We start from the raw sequence: 15,044 nt of genomic DNA, 5'->3' as shown, positions 1-15,044 counted from the left end.
ATGCCGCGTTTTTTAGCTCCGCTGCTGTTGCTGTGCCTGACCTTCAACGCCCACGCCGACAGCTACATCACCCGCCTGCTGAACAAACCGGTGCCGGGTGGTGTGGCGGTGGTGGATCTGGGCGCGGCGGCCCAGGCGCCGAAAGCCAGTTATCAAGGCAAACCGGTTCTGGTGGTCAAGGAACAGAACAATTGGCTGGCGATTGTCGGTGTGCCGTTGACCGTCAAGCCGGGCGCCCAGTCCATCAGCAGCGGCGGCCGCAACCTGAGTTTCACCGTCGGCAACAAGAAATACCCGGAACAGCGCATCACCCTGAAAAACACCCAACAGGTCAATCCAGACCCGGACAATCTCAAGCGCATCGAGCGCGAACTGGCCGAGCAGATCGCCGCCTACCGCACGTTCAGCCCGAATACCCCGAGTAACCTGTTGCTGGACAAACCGGTCAACGGGCCGCTGTCGAGCAAGTTCGGTGTGCGCCGTTTCTTCAATGGTGAAGAGCGCAACCCCCACTCGGGCCTGGACTTCGCCGTGGGCGCCGGAACGCCGATCAAGACGCCGGCGGCAGGCAAGGTGATCCTGATCGGTAACTACTTCTTCAACGGCAACACGGTGTTCGTCGACCATGGGCAGGGCTTTATCAGCATGTTCTGCCACATGTCGAAGATTGATGTGAAGGTTGGGCAGCCATTGGCGCGTGGTGGTGTGGTTGGGAAGGTTGGCGCCACCGGGCGTGCGACCGGGCCGCATATGCACTGGAATGTGAGCCTGAATGATGCTCGGGTTGATCCGGCGATTTTCATTGGCGCGTTTCAGCCCTGAATCTTCGCTGAGACCGCTGGCCTCTTCGCGGGCAAGCCTCGCTCCTACAAGTTTGTGGTGACCGCGAATTATGCGAATCCTGTAGGAGCGAGGCTTGCCCGCGAAGGCGATATCACAGGCGAAGGCCAACAACCCCAATTGCGCATCACTCAACCCTCGCGCAAATATCAAAAGGCTCCCTACCCTTCACCGCAATAAAATCTCGATAAAACATCGCATTCGAGTATTCCTCTCAATTTTTTTCGACTGCTTGCCATCCTTCACCCTCGCGGTTAGGGTTGAAGGCATGAAAACCTTTCACACCCTCATTCAGCTTCGCCAGCACCGCAGCCTGTGCCTCGTCAGCGCACGACTGCCGGGCTGAATCGCGGTGCCTCGCCCCACGCTTTTCCCCAAGAACTTTGATCCACCGGCAGGCCGCCTTTTTTCGGCCCACACAATAAGGATTTCCCGATGAGCATGCTCAAAGACCCGTCTTCGAAATACCGCGCGTTCCCGACCATCGACATCCCGGACCGCACCTGGCCGTCGAAGACCATCACCGCCGCGCCGATCTGGTGCAGCTCCGACCTGCGCGACGGCAACCAGTCGCTGATCGAGCCGATGGACGCGGTCAAGAAGCTGCGTTTCTGGAAAACCCTGGTGCAGGTCGGCGTGAAGGAAATCGAAGCGTCGTTCCCGGCCGCTTCGCAAACCGACTTCGACTTCGTGCGCACCCTGATCGAAGGCAACCACATCCCGGACGACACCACCATTCAGGTGCTGACCCAAGGTCGTGAAGACTTGATCGAGCGCACCTTCGAATCCCTGCGCGGGGCGAAGAAAGCCATCGTTCACCTGTACAACGCGACCTCCCCTTCCTTCCGCCGCATTGTCTTCAACCAGGACAAGGACGGGATCAAGGCCATCGCGGTAAACGCTGCCAAGCTGTTCGTCAAATACGCCGCCATGCAGCCAAACACCGAGTGGACCTTCGAATACTCGCCAGAAACCTTCAGCGCGACCGAACTGGAATTCGCCAAGGAAGTCTGCGACGCGGTCATCGAGGTCTGGAACCCGACGCCTGAGCACAAGGTGATCCTCAACCTGCCGGCCACCGTCGAATGCGCGACCCCGAACATCTATGCCGACCAGATCGAATGGTTCGGCCGTCACATCAACCGTCGTGACAGCGTGATCATCAGCCTGCACACCCACAACGACCGTGGCACTGGTGTCGCGGCAACCGAACTGGGCCTGATGGCCGGCGCCGACCGTGTCGAAGGCTGCCTGTTCGGCAACGGCGAGCGTACCGGTAACGTCGATCTCGTGACCGTGGCACTGAACCTGTACACCCAGGGCATTCACCCTGAGCTGGACTTCTCCGACATCGACGGCGTGCGCAAAGTCGTCGAAGAGTGCAACCAGATCCAGGTGCACCCGCGCCACCCGTACGTCGGCGACCTGGTTCACACCGCGTTCTCCGGCTCCCACCAGGATGCCATCCGCAAGGGCTTTGCCCAGCAGAAACCGGACGCCCTGTGGGAAGTGCCGTACTTGCCGATCGACCCGGCCGACATCGGCCGCAGCTATGAGGCGGTGATCCGCGTCAACAGCCAGTCGGGCAAGGGCGGTATCGCTTACCTGCTGGAACAGGAATACGGCATCAGCCTGCCGCGTCGCATGCAGATCGAGTTCAGCCAGGTCGTGCAGCGTGAAACCGATCGTCTGGGCCTCGAAATGACCGCCCAGCAAATCCACGCGTTGCTGCACAGCGAGTACTTGCAGGCCAACACCCCGTACGCGCTGGTCAGCCATCGCCTGCAGGAAGAAAACGGTCACAGCGCCGTCGAAGTGGAAGTCTCCGGCAAAGGCCAGGGCGAAACCAACCTGCACTGGCGCGGCAAGGGCAACGGCGCGCTGGAAGCGCTGGTGGCCGGTCTGCCGGTTCCGGTGGAGATCATGGACTACAACGAACACGCGATCGGCGCGGGCACCAACGCCAAGGCGGCGGCCTACATCGAGCTGCGAGTGAACGGTGAACGTGCAGTGCATGGCGTCGGCATCGATGAAAACATCACCACCGCCAGCTTCAAGGCCCTGTTCAGCGCGCTGAACCGCTCGTTGAGCCAGCCGGAAGCGAAAGCGGCGTAAGCCTTCACCGCAATGCAAAAGGCCCCGGGGTGTGAACCTCGGGGCCTTTTTGTTTAGCCGATTGTTGTGGTGCCTGCCATGGCCTCTTCGCGAGCAGGCTCGCTCCCACAGTGGATTTTTGGTGTACACAAAATCTGTGTTTACATCGTTCAACTGTGGGAGCGAGCCTGCTCGCGAAAGGGCCAGTTCAGACAGCGAAAAAATCTCAGGTGAACTCGAACGTATCGGCATCCAGATTCGCCGGAAACCGCGTGCGATAAGCCTGAAGGTCGGCCGCATTCAGCACAACTTGAAACACACCATCGGCTTCGCCGGCACTGAGCAACGTCTCACCCTGGAAATCCAGCACCTGACTGTCGCCGGTATACGCAAAGCCTTTACCGTCAGTCCCGATGCGATTCACCGCCGCCACATAGCAAAGGTTTTCGATCGCCCGTGCCGGCAGCAAACGGTTCCAGTGCTGACGCCGTGCGCCTGGCCAATTCGCGGTGTATAGCAACAGGTCGGTGTCCTGGGCATCACGGCTCCACACCGGGAAACGCAAGTCGTAGCAAATCAGCGGCCGCACACGCCAGCCCTTGAGTTCGAACTGCACCTGGCGCTCGCCCGGTGTGTAGTGATTGTGCTCGCCCGCCATGCGGAACAGATGACGCTTGTCGTAGTGCCAGACTTCACCGTCCGGTCGCGCCCACAACAGGCGATTGCGATGACTGCCGTCGGCGGCCTGAACGATGACACTGCCGGTGATCACGGCATCGAGTTGCGCAGCCTGCGCACGCAGCCATTTGCTGGTGGGACCGTTTTCCGCCTCGGCGAGCGTCTCCGACTCCATGGAGAAACCGGTGGTGAACATCTCCGGCAGGATGATCAGGTCAGCGCCGCGAGCCTGTTCCAGCAGTTGCTGGAAATGCTCCAGATTGGCCTGGCGGTCGTGCCAGGCCAGGGTCGTCTGGACCAGCGCAATGTTCAGATTGGGCAGTGCACTCAGATCACGCATAGTTTTGCCGCTGCTTCACGCAGGGTCTCCTCACGCTTGGCAAAGCACAGACGCACCAGGCGCTGGCCTTCGGGCGGCGTCTGGTAGAACACCGAGATCGGGATGCTCGCCACGCCGTGTTCGCGGGTCATCCACAACGCCATCTCGACATCGTTGAGGTCCGGGCGGATCTGCGAGTAATCGACCAACTGGAAATAGGTGCCGGTGACGCGGGTGAAACTGAAACGCGATGGCGTCAGCAAGTCGCAGAACAGATCGCGCTTGGCCTGATAAAAAGCCGGCAGTTCTTCGACATGTTCCGGGTGATCAGCCATGAAATCGGCCAAGGCAAATTGCAGCGGAGTCACGCCGCAGAAACTGACGTACTGGTGAACCTTGCGCAGTTCCGCCGTGAGAGCAGGTGGCGCGACCACATAGCCGGTTTTCCAGCCGGTCACATGGTAGGTCTTGCCGAACGAGCTGACCACGAAGGCGCGCTGATACAGCTCTTCGTGATTCAGCACGCTGACGTGAGGCACACCGTCGAACACCAGGTGTTCGTAGACTTCGTCGCTGACGAGGTAGATATCGCGATCACGAATCAGATCCGACAATTGATCCAGCTCGGAGCGGCTGATCAGTGCGCCACTCGGGTTGTGCGGTGAGTTCAGCACAATCATCCGCGTGCGCGGCGTAATGGCCTCAGCCAGTTTCTGGAAGTCGATGGAGAAATCATTCAGCCCGAGCTGCACATGCACGCAACGACCACCCGCCAGTTCAACCGACGGCTCGTAACTGTCGTAGCACGGATCGAACACGATCACTTCGTCGCCGCTGTGGATAACCGCCTGAATCGCGCAGAAGATCGCCTGGGTGGCGCCGGGCGTGATGGTCACTTCGTTGTCGGAATCGACATTGACGCCATAGCTGCGAGCGATTTTCGCCGCCACTTGCTGACGCAACGCCGGCAGGCCGGTCATCGGCGAATACTGGTTATGGCCATTGGCAACATGCCGACCGACCGCATCGCACAGGGCCTGCGGGGCATCGAAATCGGGAAAACCCTGGGACAGGTTGATCGCCCCGGTTTGCGCCGCGAGCTGAGACATCTGCGTGAAGATAGTGATGCCGACATTCGGCAGCTTACTGGTGATCATCGGTGATTCCCTGCTCTACACCCGGCTCTAACGGCGGCGCGGGAGAGCCCGAGGATAGCCCAAACGGCGCCCATAAAAAAAGGGCGCCAACTGACGCCCTTCTTCTAAACATCACCGCATTGCTCTGTGGCGAGGGGGCTTGCCCCCGTTCGGCTGCGCAGCAGTCGTAAAACCTGCACCGCGGTTTATCTGATAGACCGCAGTGGATGATTTTGGGGCGGCTACGCCACCCAACGGGGGCAAGCCCCCTCGCCACAACATCCCCGCACACAAGATGGAGTAGGGCTGCGGATCAGCGCTTGTCGCGGCGCTTCTTGTCGGCCTTTTTGTGGTGCGACATCATGCGACGCTTCTTGTTGACCTGACGGTCAGTGAGCGAGTTCTTGTTGCCTTCGTACGGGTTCTCGCCACCCTTGAACTCGATGCGGATCGGCGTGCCGACCAGCTTCAGAACACGGCGGTAAGTGTTTTCCAGGTAACGGACGTACGACTTCGGCACCTTCTCGATCTGGTTACCGTGAATCACGATGATCGGCGGGTTAGCGCCACCCAAGTGAGCGTAACGCAGCTTGATCCGGCGGTTGTTGACCATCGGCGGCGCGTGCTCACCGACCGCATCTTCCAGAATCTGGGTCAGACGGTTGGTCGGCCAGCGGGTGACCGCGGACTTGAACGAGTTCTGTACGGAGGCGTACAGGTTGCCCACGCCAGTGCCGTGCAGGGCCGAGATGAAGTGGATGTCGGCGTAGTCAACGAAGAACAGTCGACGTTGCAGCTCGACCTTCACGAAGTCACGCTCGCTCGGCGTCATGCCGTCCCATTTGTTGATCGCGATAACCAGCGCACGACCCGACTCAATGGCAAAGCCCAGCAGGTTGAGGTCGTGGTCGACCACACCTTCGCGGGCATCCATCACAAAGATCACGACGTTAGCGTCTTTGATCGCCTGCAGGGTTTTGACCACGGAGAATTTTTCGACTTCTTCGTGGATCTTGCCGCGCTTGCGCACACCGGCGGTGTCGATCAGCGTGTACTTCTCGTCGTTACGCTCGAACGGGATGTAGATACTGTCGCGGGTGGTGCCGGGCTGGTCATAAACGATCACCCGGTCTTCACCGAGCATGCGATTGACCAGGGTCGACTTGCCGACGTTCGGGCGGCCGATGATGGCGATCTTGATCCCGTCTTTTTCGCTCGGTCCAGGAATGCGCTTGGCTTCCTCGCCTTCGGCAACGTCCTCTTCCTCGCCTTCTTCCAGCTCTTCTTCGTCTTTCGGGAAGTCGCTCAGGGCGATTTCCAGCATCTGGGTGATGCCACGACCATGAGCGCCGGCGATCGGGATCGCGTGGCCCATGCCCAACGGGGCGAATTCGGCGCGGGCCATTTCAGGGTCGATGTTGTCGACCTTGTTGGCTACCACGTAAGAACGCTTGTTACGTTTGCGCAAATGCTCGGCGATCATCTGGTCGGCGGCGGTGAAACCGGCCTTGGCATCTACCAGGAACAGAACGACATCGGCTTCTTCAATGGCCAGCAGCGACTGCTCGGCCATTTTTTCGTCCATACCGTGCTCGTCACCGGAGATACCGCCGGTGTCGACCAGAATGTAGGAACGCCCTTGCCACTTGGCCTCACCGTATTGGCGATCACGGGTCAGACCGGACAAGTCGCCGACGATGGCGTCGCGAGTCCTGGTCAGGCGGTTGAACAAGGTGGACTTGCCGACGTTCGGTCGGCCCACCAGGGCGATTACGGGAACCATGCGGCTCTCCACTTCGTTATTTCAGAAAATACAAAAGCCGCTGCGAGGCAGCGGCTGGTGCTCGGGGCAACCTCTGTGTGTTTTTCTGTAGGAGCGAGCTTGCTCGCGAAAAACGCAAAAGCACCGCGTTTATTCAGGCCGCCAACGTAATCGTTAGCGTCCATCGCGAGCAAGCTCGCTCCTACAGTCCTACAAACAGTGAAGCCGCTTGGGGGTTAAACCCCAAGCATAGTCCTTACTTGATGGTCAGGGCTTCCAGTTTGCCGCTGTTGCCATACAGATAAATCGTGTCACCCACCACCAGCGGACGGGCACGCAGGCCGTCGCTGTCGATGCGCTCGCGGCCGACGAAACGACCGTCAACCTGACTCAGCAGGTGGACGTAGCCTTCCATGTCACCGACTGCAACATAGCTGGAGAACACTTCCGGAGCCGACAGTTGACGGCGAGCCAGCGAGTCGTTGCTCCACAAAGCCGTGGTGGAACGCTCGTCGACGCCTTCAACAGTGCCCGAAGACAGGCTCACATAAACAGTGCCGAAACCCTGGGCAACGCCGGCGTAGCTGGAAGCATCACGCTGCCAGAGTTGACGACCGCTTTCCAGGTCCAGTGCCGCAACGCGACCCTGATAGCTGGCGACGTAGAGCGTACCGCCGGACAGCAGCAAGCCACCGTCGATATCGACAACACGTTCCAGTTCCGAACGACCTTGCGGGATCGCAACCCGCTGTTCCCACACCGGCACGCCGTTGGAGATATCGAGAGCGACCACTTTACCGGTCGACAAACCAGCCACTGCGAGGCGGTTGGTGACGATCGGTGCGCTGGTGCCGCGCAGGGTCAGGACGGCAGGCGTGCTGTCATACAACCAGCGCTGGTTGCCGGTGGCGGCATCCAGACCGATCAGACGGTCGTCCTGAGTCTGAACCACCACCACGTCACCGTTGTTGGCCGGCGGCGCGAGCACTTCACTGGACACGCGAGCGCGCCATTTCTCTTCACCGCTGCTGGCGTCCATCGCAACGATTTCGCCCTTGGTCGTACCGATCACGAGCAGGCCGTAACCTACGCCAACGGCACCAGAAACAGGCAGTTCGAGGTCTTTCTTCCATTTGACGTCGCCATTGCTGCGATCCATCGCCATCACCACGCCAGTGACGTCGGCGGCATAGATGGTATCGCCATCGATCGCCGGAACCAGCATGTTGTAGGTTTCGCCCTGACCGTCACCGATCGAACGACTCCACTGCTTTTGCAGGACCACTTCTTCTTTGAAGTCGACCAGCTCGGCAGGCGGCAATTCTTTTTTGCTGTTGCTGCTGCAACCCGCGGCCAATACGGCCAGAGCCAGCAATGCTGCATGTTTCCAACGGATCACGTCACGCATCCCCTTTGGCCAGATCGTCCAGCTTGATTTGTAGGCCACCGACTGCCGCTTCATCCGACAGTGCCGCCTTGGCTTTTTGATACGCAGCGTTCGCTTCATCGGTACGACCCAACTGCACCAGCAGGTCGCCCTTGAGTTCTTCGCGAGTGGCGAGGAATGCCTTATCGGCATCGCCTTCGAGCAGTTTCAGGGCTTCATCGGCCTTGTTCTGCGCGGCCAATACCTGCGCCAGGCGCTGACGGGCGATTTCACCCAGTGCCGGGTTGGCCGGTTTGGCAACGATGGCTTTCAGCTCGGTGGCAGCGTCGTCCAGCTTGCCGCTGTCGACCGCGACTTTCGCCACGAACAGGCTGCCGTACTGCGCGTACGCGGTGCCGCCGAACTCGCTGTTGAGCTTGCCGGCCAGGTCCGAAACACGGGCGGCATCAGGCTTGCCGTCAGGCGTCAGCGTGGTCTCGAGCAATTGCTGATAGAGAATCGAGGCGCTTTGCGACTGATTGCTCTGATACTTGTGAAAGGCCTGCCAGCCGAACACGATGACCAGCGCCAACAGGCCGCCAGTGACCAGGGGCTTGCCGTTGCGTGTCCACCAGTCCTTTAAATCCGCCAGGTTTTCGTCTTCGGTACTCGACACCCCAATACTCCTTAATCGCTAAATCGGCTGTTTATGACAGCTTCAACCCTGCACGACGCAGGTGGCCAGGTGTGCAGCAAGCGCATCCCAGGCAATGCTTTGTTGTTCGCCCTGGCCACGCAGGGGTTTGAAACCTACCACTTGCTGGGCCATTTCGTCGTCACCGAGGATCAATGCGTACAGCGCACCGCTCTTGTCGGCCTTCTTGAACTGGCTTTTGAAGCTGCCGGCGCCGGCATTGATCTGCAGGCGCAGGTTGGGCAATTGATCGCGAACCTTCTCGCTCAACGTCAGCGCAGCCAACTCGGCAGTCTCGCCGAATGCGCAGAGATAGACGTCGACCTGACGGGAGATCTCTTCCGGGATCTGCTCCAGGGTTTCCAGCAGCAGCACCAGACGCTCGATGCCCATGGCGAAACCAACGCCCGGAGTCGGTTTGCCGCCCATCTGCTCCACCAGACCGTCGTAGCGGCCGCCGGCACACACGGTGCCTTGAGCGCCCAACTTGTCGGTGACCCATTCGAAAACGGTCTTGCTGTAGTAATCCAGCCCGCGCACCAGCTTCGGGTTGATCACATAAGGAATACCGGCGGCGTCCAGGCGAGCCTTGAGGCCCTCGAAGTGCACGCGGGATTCTTCGTCGAGGTAGTCGGCCATTTTCGGCGCGTCGACCAGGATCGCTTGAGTGTCGGCGTTCTTGGTGTCCAGAACCCGCAGTGGATTCGTCTTCAGACGACGCTGGCTGTCTTCGTCGAGCTTGTCCAGGTGAGCGGACAGGAACTCGACCAGCGCTTCGCGATAACGACCACGGGATTCGCTGGTGCCCAGGCTGTTGAGCTCGAGCTTGACCGCATCACGGATGCCCAGCTCGCCCCACAGGCGCCAGGTCAGCACGATCAGCTCGGCGTCGATGTCCGGACCGTCAAGGTTGAACACCTCGACACCAATCTGGTGGAACTGGCGATAACGGCCTTTCTGCGGACGTTCGTGGCGGAACATCGGCCCGATGTACCAGAGTTTCTGCACCTGGCCACCGCCGGTGATGCCGTGTTCAAGTACCGCACGCACGCAGGCCGCAGTGCCTTCCGGGCGCAGGGTCAGCGAATCACCGTTGCGGTCTTCGAAGGTGTACATCTCTTTTTCGACGATGTCGGTCACTTCGCCGATCGAGCGCTTGAACAGCTCGGTGAACTCGACGATCGGCATGCGGATCTGCTTGTAACCGTAGTTATCCAGCAGACGCGAAACGGTGCCCTCGAAATGACGCCACAGGGGAGTCTGTTCGGGCAGGATGTCGTTCATGCCACGAATGGCTTGCAGAGACTTGCTCACTTTAAATCCTTAAATTCGTTCGATCAGCCGCGAGCGATTACAGCTGCGTCGGCCTCGACCTTTTCGGCCGCTTTCTGGCGGATCAAGCGTTCAAGCTCATCCACCAGATTGTCATTCGTCAGTTTCTGCGACGGCTTGCCGTCGATGTAAATCAGGTTTGGCGTGCCGCCGGTCAAGCCGATATGGGCCTCTTTGGCTTCGCCCGGCCCGTTGACCACGCAACCGATGACCGCGACATCCAGCGGCACCAGCAGATCTTCAAGGCGCCCTTCCAGCTCGTTCATGGTTTTGACCACATCGAAGTTCTGCCGCGAGCAGCTCGGGCAGGCGATGAAGTTGATGCCACGGGAACGCAGGTGCAGGGATTTGAGAATGTCGTAGCCGACTTTCACTTCCTCGACCGGGTCGGCCGCCAACGAGATGCGGATAGTATCGCCAATCCCTTCGGCGAGCAGCATACCGAGGCCTACGGCGGATTTCACCGTGCCTGAACGCAAACCACCGGCTTCGGTGATGCCCAGGTGCAGCGGCTGGACGATTTCCTTGGCCAGCAAGCGGTAAGCGGCGACGGCCATGAACACGTCGGAGGCTTTCACGCTGACCTTGAAGTCCTGGAAGTTCAGGCGTTCAAGGTGCTCGACGTGACGCAGGGCAGACTCGACCAGCGCGGCCGGGGTCGGCTCGCCGTATTTCTTTTGCAGGTCTTTTTCCAGGGAACCGGCGTTGACGCCGATGCGGATCGGAATCCCGCGATCGCGAGCGGCATCGACCACCGCACGCACACGGTCTTCACGACCGATGTTGCCCGGGTTGATCCGCAGGCAATCAACGCCCAGTTCGGCTACGCGCAACGCGATCTTGTAGTCGAAGTGAATGTCGGCCACCAGCGGAACTTTGACCAGTTGCTTGATCTTGCCGAAGGCTTCGGCGGCGTCCATGTCCGGCACGGAAATGCGCACGATATCGACGCCAGCGGCTTCCAGACGATTGATCTGGGCGACGGTGGCGGCGACGTCATTGGTGTCGCTGTTGGTCATGCTCTGCACAGCGATGGGCGCATCGCCGCCAACAGGCACGTTACCGACCCAGATTTTCCGGGATTCGCGACGCTTGATTGGAGATTCGCCGTGCATGACTTATTGACCCAACTTCAGGCGAGCAGTCTCGCCACTGGTGAACGGAGCGACATCAACCACCTGCCCGTTGTAGCTGACCTGCGCGCCACGGGCGAAGCCCAGACGCACGGCAAACGGCGGCTTGCCGCTGACAGTAACTTTTTCGCCTTTACGCTTGAGACCACTCAGCAGCACTTTGCCGGTGCCGTCGGTGACTTGTGTCCAGCAATCGGCGGTGAATTGCAGTTGAACCTGACCCTGGCCGGTAGCCGGCGCAGCCGCTGCTGGAACGGGAATGGTTGGCGTGACCGAAGCGCTCGCAGGCGGGGTCGATACCACAGGTGCCGTCGGGGCTGGCGCTACCGGCGTCGCGACAACCGGCGCGGTGCTGTGCGTCGATGCAGCAGGCGCTGGGGCCGCCGGTGCAGTTGGAGCGGCAGCAGGCGCAGTGGCTTCAGCTTCGGCCGGTTCTTCAGTGGAACTCTCGGCTTGCGGCAATGCCAACGACGTCGTGCCTTCCGCCTGACCTTCCGCGACAGCCTGGTCTTCCGGCTCGTCCAGCGGATGGATCTGGGTGGTGCCGTCGGCGCCTTCGACTTCAACGTGTTCCGGGCTCAGGCTGACCTGGTCTTTGGTGCGCAATGAGGTCTGATCCTGCCACCAGACAAAACCACCGCCGATCACCGCAATCAACAGCAACAGGCTGACGATTCGCAAAATGGTGTGGGAAACCCGAACCGGTTCTTCGATGCGACCCAGGCTGTGGACGTTGCTGCCCTGGGAGTCGGTGCCGGTGGATTGGTCGAACTGCTGAACCAGTACGGTCTGGTCCATGCCCAGCAATTTGGCGTACGCGCGAATATAACCGCGGGCAAAGGTATGCCCAGGCAGCTTGTCGAAAGCGCCGGCTTCCAGATTGCTCAGGGAATTGACGGTGAGGTTGAGCTTGAGGGCCACTTCGGCCAGCGACCAGCCATTGCTTTCGCGGGCCTGGCGCAAAGTCTCACCGGGGTTAACGCGATTCGCTGCTACAACTTCGGGATGCGCCGCTTTCATCATTGCTCCGACAGGTATTGCTGATATTCCGGCGTACCGGGATAGAGTCGTTTTAGTTGCAGGCCAAAACTGGCGGCCTTGTCGCGATCTTCGAACACTTTTGCCAGCCGAACGCCGAGCAATAGACTACGTGCATTTTGCTCGGTGAGCAGGCTAAAACGGTCGTAATAGTCACGCGCGGGCACATAATGCCTGTCTTCGTAAGACAACTCAGCCATTTCCAGCAATGCACGAGGTTGCTGACGGTTCAAACGAAGGGCTTTTTCCAGTTGCTGCCGGGCCAGGTCACGCTGGCCAAGCTTGGAAGCGGTCATGCCCAGGTTCTCGAACACCCGTGAACGCTCAGGATACAGGGTATCGGCGGCGGCCTGTTCGAAGCGCTCGTAAGCCTCTTTGTAACGTTTCTGCTCGAAAAGAAAACTGCCGTAATTATTCAGGATGCGTGCATCGTTGGACCGGGAAGACAGCGCCTTGCGAAAATGCTCGTCCGCCAGCTCCGGCTCCATCTCCGCCTGAAACACCAGGCCCAAGGCGGCGTTGGCGTCAGGGTCCGAGCTGTCCAGCTCCAAAGCCTTTTTCAGCGGGACTTTGGCGCGCTCGGTCATGCCCTGCTGCAAGTAACCCAGCCCCAGCTGCACGTATGCGACACGCGCTTCGTCGCGGCCCTTGCTGGTCTTCATCGGGTTGAAATCGCCCGACAGAACGCAACCAGTACAAAGACTGGCCAACAGCACAAGCAGCGCGAAGCGCAGGGACATAGAGATCCTCTCTTGAGTTATTTCGCGGCGTTTTGCGCCGTATCACTGTCGGCGCTCAACTCGCGCACGGCGATATAACGTTCGCTGCGACGGGTGCGATCCAGCACCTGCCCTACCAATTGGCCACACGCGGCATCGATGTCTTCACCGCGGGTGGTGCGTACGGTGACATTGAAACCTGCATGGTGAAGCTGATCCTGGAACCGGCGAATCGCATTGTTGCTCGGACGCTCGTAACCGGAATGCGGGAACGGGTTGAACGGAATCAGGTTGATCTTGCACGGAATGTTCTTGAGCAACTCGATCATCTCGACCGCGTGCTCGACCTTGTCATTGATGTCCTTGAGCAAGGTGTACTCGATGGTCAGCACGCGCTTTTCGCCCAGGGACGACATGTAGCGCTGGCACGACTCGAGGAGCATCTTAAGCGGATATTTCTTGTTGATCGGCACCAATTGGTTACGCAATGCGTCGTTCGGTGCGTGCAGGGACAACGCCAGGGAGACGTCGATGTGCTTGGACAGCTCATCGATCATCGGCACCACGCCAGAGGTCGACAGGGTCACACGGCGCTTGGAAATGCCGTAGCCCAGGTCGTCCATCATCAGATGCATGGCCGCAACGACGTTGTCGAAGTTCAGCAGCGGCTCGCCCATGCCCATCATCACCACGTTGGTGATGGCACGGTCGGCAGTCGCCGGGATGCTGCCGAACGATTTATTGGCAATCCACACCTGGCCGATGACTTCGGCGGCGGTGAGGTTGCTGTTGAAACCTTGCTTGCCGGTGGAGCAGAAACTGCAATCCAGGGCACAGCCTGCCTGGGACGAAACGCACAAGGTGCCGCGTTTGCCCTGGGGAATGTAAACGGTCTCGACACAGCTGCCGGACGCCACGCGCACCACCCACTTACGGGTGCCGTCGGTGGAAATGTCCTCGCTGACGACTTCAGGACCGCGAACTTCGGCAATAGCCTTGAGCTTGTCGCGCAAGGCCTTGCTGACGTTCGTCATGGCGTCGAAATCATCGACGCCAAGGTGGTGAATCCATTTCATTACCTGACCGGCACGGAAACGCTTCTCCCCGATTGAGTCGAAGAATTTTTCCATTTCCTGTTGAGTCAGACCCAGCAGGTTGGTTTTTACAGTCGATGTAGTCATGGATTCACCTTCACTCATAAGCCAATGCTTAGCGAGTGGTTACTTCAGTAGCTGCGAAGAAGTACGAGATTTCGCGAGCAGCAGCGGCTTCGGAGTCCGAACCGTGTACAGCGTTGGCGTCGATGGAATCAGCGAAGTCAGCACGGATGGTGCCGGCAGCAGCTTCTTTAGGGTTGGTAGCGCCCATCAGCTCGCGGTTCAGAGCGATAGCGTTTTCGCCTTCCAGAACCTGAACGACAACCGGACCGGAGATCATGAAAGCAACCAGGTCGCCGAAGAAACCACGAGCGCTGTGCTCAGCGTAGAAGCCTTCAGCTTCGGCTTTGGACAGTTGCTTCAGTTTCGAAGCTACAACGCGCAGGCCTGCTTTTTCGAAACGAGTGGTGATCTCGCCGATGACGTTTTTTGCAACAGCGTCAGGCTTGATGATGGAGAAAGTACGTTGAACAGCCATGGTGTAACTCCAGAAACGGTAATTTGTGAAAAATTAAACCCGCGAATTATACGCGGGTTCTTGGGTATTGCCTAACTGCGTACGATGCAGACTCAGTCTGCTTCTTCGATCCAGGCGGCCTGAATGGCTTCAAGCACCTTCTCGCCACCGCGTGTCGGATCATCACTGAACTCCGGCAATGCCAGCACCCATTTGTGCAGATCGACGAAGTTTACGTAACGCGGGTCCACATCCGGCTTGGATTCAGCCAGCTGGATCGCGATTTCCAGCACATCAACCCATTTCAGACTCATGTCAC

At 59.4% G+C, this 15,044-nt stretch carries 14 protein-coding genes; 2 read left to right on the top strand and 12 right to left on the bottom strand.

Annotated features, from left to right (window positions below; all coding sequences use genetic code 11):
* Positions 1 to 822 (top strand): peptidoglycan DD-metalloendopeptidase family protein, encoded by an 822-nt coding sequence (locus ACA066_RS05190; RefSeq protein WP_497698391.1) that lies wholly within the window; start codon positions 1 to 3, stop codon positions 820 to 822.
* Between the two features lie 453 nt (positions 823 to 1,275).
* Positions 1,276 to 2,955: a 2-isopropylmalate synthase gene (gene leuA / locus ACA066_RS05185; protein WP_497698390.1), complete on the top strand. Its 1,680-nt coding sequence runs from the start codon at positions 1,276 to 1,278 to the stop codon at positions 2,953 to 2,955.
* 205 nt (positions 2,956 to 3,160) lie between these two features.
* Here leuA and ACA066_RS05180 read toward each other — a convergent pair whose 3' ends face one another.
* The 12 genes from ACA066_RS05180 to iscX all read right to left on the bottom strand — a co-directional run bounded on the left by ACA066_RS05180 (position 3,161) and on the right by iscX (position 15,039).
* Positions 3,161 to 3,952 (bottom strand): amidohydrolase, encoded by a 792-nt coding sequence (locus ACA066_RS05180; RefSeq protein ID WP_497698389.1) that lies wholly within the window; start codon positions 3,950 to 3,952, stop codon positions 3,161 to 3,163.
* On the bottom strand, positions 3,940 to 5,088 hold the full coding sequence (locus tag ACA066_RS05175; RefSeq protein WP_497698388.1) for a pyridoxal phosphate-dependent aminotransferase: 1,149 nt from the start codon (positions 5,086 to 5,088) through the stop codon (positions 3,940 to 3,942). The genes ACA066_RS05180 and ACA066_RS05175 overlap by 13 nt, the downstream gene beginning before the upstream one ends.
* 292 nt (positions 5,089 to 5,380) lie before the next feature.
* On the bottom strand, positions 5,381 to 6,850 hold the full coding sequence (der, locus tag ACA066_RS05170) for a ribosome biogenesis GTPase Der (RefSeq protein WP_461996576.1): 1,470 nt from the start codon (positions 6,848 to 6,850) through the stop codon (positions 5,381 to 5,383).
* 235 nt (positions 6,851 to 7,085) lie between these two features.
* On the bottom strand, positions 7,086 to 8,237 hold the full coding sequence (bamB, locus tag ACA066_RS05165; RefSeq protein ID WP_497698387.1) for an outer membrane protein assembly factor BamB: 1,152 nt from the start codon (positions 8,235 to 8,237) through the stop codon (positions 7,086 to 7,088).
* A complete protein-coding gene (locus tag ACA066_RS05160) occupies positions 8,230 to 8,871 on the bottom strand; it encodes a tetratricopeptide repeat protein (protein ID WP_253436926.1) in 642 nt (213 codons plus the stop codon). The genes bamB and ACA066_RS05160 overlap by 8 nt, the downstream gene beginning before the upstream one ends.
* Positions 8,872 to 8,913: 42 nt before the next feature.
* The gene (hisS, locus tag ACA066_RS05155) at positions 8,914 to 10,203 is read right to left on the bottom strand and encodes a histidine--tRNA ligase (RefSeq protein ID WP_497698386.1); all 1,290 of its coding nucleotides are present in this window, start codon (positions 10,201 to 10,203) and stop codon (positions 8,914 to 8,916) included.
* A 23-nt stretch (positions 10,204 to 10,226) separates the two neighbouring features.
* A complete protein-coding gene (ispG, locus tag ACA066_RS05150) occupies positions 10,227 to 11,336 on the bottom strand; it encodes a flavodoxin-dependent (E)-4-hydroxy-3-methylbut-2-enyl-diphosphate synthase (RefSeq protein WP_010457850.1) in 1,110 nt (369 codons plus the stop codon).
* Positions 11,337 to 11,339: 3 nt separating this feature from the next.
* Complete coding sequence (locus ACA066_RS05145) at positions 11,340 to 12,374, bottom strand: RodZ domain-containing protein (RefSeq protein WP_497698385.1); 1,035 nt, start codon at positions 12,372 to 12,374, stop codon at positions 11,340 to 11,342.
* Positions 12,374 to 13,132 (bottom strand): type IV pilus biogenesis/stability protein PilW, encoded by a 759-nt coding sequence (gene pilW / locus ACA066_RS05140; protein WP_084320782.1) that lies wholly within the window; start codon positions 13,130 to 13,132, stop codon positions 12,374 to 12,376. Before pilW ends, ACA066_RS05145 begins: the two co-directional genes overlap by 1 nt.
* A gap of 17 nt (positions 13,133 to 13,149) precedes the next feature.
* Positions 13,150 to 14,292 carry a dual-specificity RNA methyltransferase RlmN gene (gene rlmN / locus ACA066_RS05135; protein WP_497698384.1) on the bottom strand — a complete coding sequence of 381 codons (1,143 nt, stop codon included), beginning with the start codon at positions 14,290 to 14,292 and terminating at the stop codon, positions 13,150 to 13,152.
* Between the two features lie 28 nt (positions 14,293 to 14,320).
* Positions 14,321 to 14,746 carry a nucleoside-diphosphate kinase gene (gene ndk, locus ACA066_RS05130; RefSeq protein WP_007916882.1) on the bottom strand — a complete coding sequence of 142 codons (426 nt, stop codon included), beginning with the start codon at positions 14,744 to 14,746 and terminating at the stop codon, positions 14,321 to 14,323.
* 92 nt (positions 14,747 to 14,838) lie between these two features.
* Positions 14,839 to 15,039, bottom strand: a complete 201-nt coding sequence (gene iscX / locus ACA066_RS05125; RefSeq protein WP_008147746.1) for a Fe-S cluster assembly protein IscX — start codon at positions 15,037 to 15,039, stop codon at positions 14,839 to 14,841.
* Positions 15,040 to 15,044: the final 5 nt, after the last annotated feature.

The sequence above is a fragment of the Pseudomonas sp. LBUM1651 genome (genome assembly GCF_059716135.1).
This window is presented reverse-complemented; position numbering and strand designations above follow the sequence as displayed.

Bases quoted from the DNA above. Each gene is read 5' to 3' on its own strand.
- leuA (WP_497698390.1), top strand. From the start codon at position 1,276: ATGAGCATGCTCAAAGACCCGTCTTCGAAATACCGCGCGTTCCCGACC.
- ndk (WP_007916882.1), bottom strand. From the start codon at position 14,746: ATGGCTGTTCAACGTACTTTCTCCATCATCAAGCCTGACGCTGTTGCA.
- iscX (WP_008147746.1), bottom strand. From the start codon at position 15,039: ATGAGTCTGAAATGGGTTGATGTGCTGGAAATCGCGATCCAGCTGGCT.
- rlmN (WP_497698384.1), bottom strand. From the start codon at position 14,292: ATGACTACATCGACTGTAAAAACCAACCTGCTGGGTCTGACTCAACAG.
- ACA066_RS05175 (WP_497698388.1), bottom strand. From the start codon at position 5,088: ATGATCACCAGTAAGCTGCCGAATGTCGGCATCACTATCTTCACGCAG.
- ACA066_RS05180 (WP_497698389.1), bottom strand. From the start codon at position 3,952: ATGCGTGATCTGAGTGCACTGCCCAATCTGAACATTGCGCTGGTCCAG.
- bamB (WP_497698387.1), bottom strand. From the start codon at position 8,237: ATGCGTGACGTGATCCGTTGGAAACATGCAGCATTGCTGGCTCTGGCC.
- ispG (WP_010457850.1), bottom strand. From the start codon at position 11,336: ATGCACGGCGAATCTCCAATCAAGCGTCGCGAATCCCGGAAAATCTGG.
- pilW (WP_084320782.1), bottom strand. From the start codon at position 13,132: ATGTCCCTGCGCTTCGCGCTGCTTGTGCTGTTGGCCAGTCTTTGTACT.
- ACA066_RS05190 (WP_497698391.1), top strand. From the start codon at position 1: ATGCCGCGTTTTTTAGCTCCGCTGCTGTTGCTGTGCCTGACCTTCAAC.
- der (WP_461996576.1), bottom strand. From the start codon at position 6,850: ATGGTTCCCGTAATCGCCCTGGTGGGCCGACCGAACGTCGGCAAGTCC.
- ACA066_RS05145 (WP_497698385.1), bottom strand. From the start codon at position 12,374: ATGAAAGCGGCGCATCCCGAAGTTGTAGCAGCGAATCGCGTTAACCCC.